The following is a 721-nucleotide window of genomic DNA, read 5'->3' as shown; positions in this document are numbered from 1 at the left end:
CGTGGCCTTGGTGCCGTCGGGGAGGGTGGCCCTGGGGTAGAGATGGCCGATGCGCTTCTCGGCCTCGTCGCGCATCCAGGCGCCGTAGGCGCGCACGTCGGCGGCCAGGCCCTCGGCGCCCTTCCAGGCGCGAATCTCGGAGTCGGCCAGGCCGGGGTAGACGGGAGGCTGGTCGCGAAACTTGGGTGGGATCTCGATGAGCGCCTTGTTGATGAGGACGGCGACGGGGTTGAGGTCGGAGGCGTGCGCCTCCAGGCCGAGTCGCTGGGCCTCCAGGGGGATGGTGCCACCGCCCGCGAACGGGTCGAGGATCGCTGGTGGCTTGCCATCGGTGGACTTGAGGATCTCGGCGTGCGCCTCGGCGAGCAGCTTCTCGTCACGGATGTTCTCCCACACCACAAGCCGCTCGATCAGCTCGTGCAGCCGCTCGCGCTCCTTGCGCTGCAGCTCCTCCGTGGGGAACTCCTCGGGCCGTGCGGACGGGTCGTCGACGAGCTGGGCGAACAGCACGGCGCGCGCAGCCGCGAGGGGACGGCGCGCCCACCACAGGTGCAGCGTGGAGGGGTGTCCGTGCCGGATGGACTTCTCCCGGGCGGACTCCCGGTTGATCGCCTCCAGCGGCAGCGCGACCTCGATCAACTTGCGTTTCTGCACGACGTCCTCTTCCTCGTCCCCGGAGACCGGCTGGGCGGCTCAGCGGCAACCAACGGGCTTGTCACCA

1 protein-coding gene is annotated in these 721 nt (G+C 70.2%); it reads right to left on the bottom strand.

What is annotated here, in order from left to right; translation table 11 throughout:
• Positions 1-654, bottom strand: a 654-nt coding sequence (locus AC5LUJ_RS21765) for a DUF1156 domain-containing protein (protein ID WP_493465634.1), incomplete at its 3' end; no start/stop codon positions are given.
• Between the last annotated feature and the right edge of the window lie 67 nt (positions 655-721).

This window comes from Protofrankia sp. CiP1_Cm_nod3 (genome assembly GCF_982290655.1).
This window is presented reverse-complemented; position numbering and strand designations above follow the sequence as displayed.